Consider the following 2470-nt stretch of genomic DNA (forward strand, 5'->3'; position numbering starts at 1 on the left):
ATGTAAGGATCATAAAAGCCAAAACCATTGCCATAGAAGGGCCTTCCGAAACCAAATCCCAAAGACATACCAAACCTTGGCATCAAACCAAAACCTGAGTTGAAACCAAATCCAGGACCAAAGAAAGGATCATACATACCTAATCCTCCAAAACCGTAATAGGGGTTGTACATGCTTCTCATCATCATGGAAGACATTCCAAATCCCATCATTGGGTTCATAAAATAATTATTGGTAACAGACCCACTTCCATTGAAGTTGGAATAATTGTCGTATGCATTTATATTGGGATCATCCGTACCAAATTCAGATTGTCCTTCCGAATCATCAAAATATACAGTTGATTCCTCTGCAGCTGGTACAGCTGAACTTTGATATTTAGCTATGTATTCCGGGTTTACATTTTTGGCGGAAAAATTTTGCACGTCACCGTCAATATCACGGATTTGTTCAATTTCCTTAAAGTTTTCCGGATTATTATTACTTACAGCATATTCAGTTGCAATTCTTGCATCTGATGCCATAAAGTACAAGTTGTCGACTTCCCCACCCATATTGCTGGCTTGGTAGCTGGTGCTACAGGCTGCTAGGCCTAAAATCGCAAATGCACCCACTGTCCGAATTGGATTAAAATTAATCATATTGATATTTAGTTTATTCCTCACCTACTATATACGGGGATATTGCAAGAGGGTTATCATTTTTTAATTTATATTTGTCACAAATCACGATTCTAAGATAAAGAGTTTTTTTATTACAACAAAGAAATAATAATGAGTAAAGGTTTACCGAAACGTAGTGAGGATTATTCCCTGTGGTACAATGAATTGGTTAAAAGAGCAGACTTGGCTGAAAATAGTGCCGTCAGGGGCTGTATGGTGATTAAACCATACGGGTTTAGCATATGGGAAAAAATGCAGGCAGAGTTGGATCGAATGTTTAAAAAAACCGGACACACCAATGCTTATTTTCCATTGTTTATACCCAAATCGTATCTATCCAAGGAGGCGAGTCATGTAGAGGGTTTTGCCAAGGAGTGCGCAGTGGTCACTCATTATCGCTTGAAAACAGATGAGTCAGGCAAAGGGGTTATTGTAGATCCAGAGGCCAAACTTGAGGAAGAATTAATCGTGAGGCCTACCTCCGAGACGGTAATTTGGAGTACTTATAAAAACTGGATTCAATCGTACAGAGATCTGCCTTTACTTATAAATCAGTGGGCCAATGTGGTTCGGTGGGAAATGAGAACACGACTGTTTCTTAGGACTGCAGAGTTTTTGTGGCAAGAAGGACATACAGCCCATGCTACCAAGAAAGAAGCCGAGCAGGAGACATTGCAGATGATGAACGTGTATGCAGATTTTGCAGAGCGGTTCATGGCCATGCCTGTAATCAAAGGAGTGAAAAGTGAAAGCGAAAAATTTGCAGGTGCTGAATCGACTTATTGTATTGAGGCCATGATGCAGGATGGAAAAGCCCTTCAGGCAGGTACATCCCATTTTCTTGGACAAAATTTCGCGAAGGCTTTTGATGTAAAGTTTGCTACTAAAGAAGGTGGCCTGGATCATGTTTGGGGTACAAGTTGGGGGGTGAGTACCCGATTGATGGGAGCCTTAATCATGGCTCACTCCGATGACAGGGGTTTGGTATTGCCTCCAAAGTTGGCACCTATCCAAGTAGTAATCGTTCCTATTTTTAAGAGTGAGGAAGAACTTGCCGAGATTAGGGCAAAAGCACTGGAAATAGTGGATCAACTGGATGAAATTGGAATTTCAGTGAAGTTTGACGATAGGGATACTTACAAGCCCGGGTGGAAGTTTGCGGAATACGAGCTTAAAGGAGTGCCTTTGAGGCTGGGTATTGGTCCAAGGGATCTCAAAAATAAAACAGTAGAAATGGCCCGTAGGGACGATTTTTCTAAAACCTTGGTGAATTTTGAGAAAGAGGATTTGATTGGTAAAATCAAAGAAACACTCGATGAAATTCAATCCGGTATTTATCAAAAAGCCAAAACTTTCACAGAGGAAAAAACAACGGAAGTAGACAGTTGGGATGATTTTGTTGAAACCTTGAACAATAAAGGAGGGTTTGTTTCTGCTCACTGGGATGGTACAGCTGAAACTGAAGAAAAAATTAAAGAAAAGACAAAAGCTACCATTCGATGCATACCTCTAGACCAGGTGGCAGAAGATGGGGAGTGTATACTCACGGGAAAACCTTCTAAAGGCCGGGTGTTATTCGCCAAAGCTTATTGAGGTATTAAATAAAGGTAAGATTTTAGTTGATCTTTAAAGATTGGCTTTATTTTACAGGGTTTTGACAAAAGTGCAACCATCAGCTATTTTGTCAAAACCCATTATTTTATCCCCTGCGCTACATTAAACTTCCTCAATAAATTATTAATTAACCATTTATAATTACTGTCGTCCGAGAACAAAAATAGGTTAAATAAATTAATCTATAAATAGTA

The 2470-nt window shown here is 39.6% G+C and carries 1 protein-coding gene and 1 pseudogene; one reads left to right on the plus strand and one right to left on the minus strand.

The features are described from left to right. Positions 1–641: pseudogene (locus tag AAC037_RS23430) on the minus strand (hypothetical protein); the annotation flags it as partial. Between the two features lie 132 nt (positions 642–773). Here AAC037_RS23430 and proS point away from each other — a divergent pair. After that, entirely contained in the window at positions 774–2255 is a 1482-nt protein-coding gene (gene proS, locus AAC037_RS23435; RefSeq protein WP_339906042.1) for a proline--tRNA ligase, read from the plus strand. Positions 2256–2470: the final 215 nt, after the last annotated feature.

The sequence above is a fragment of the uncultured Cyclobacterium sp. genome (assembly GCF_963976465.1).
Lineage (GTDB): Bacteria > Bacteroidota > Bacteroidia > Cytophagales > Cyclobacteriaceae > Cyclobacterium.

Coding starts and splice junctions, on each gene's coding strand:
- proS (WP_339906042.1), top strand. CDS start 774: ATGAGTAAAGGTTTACCGAAACGTAGTGAGGATTATTCCCTGTGGTAC.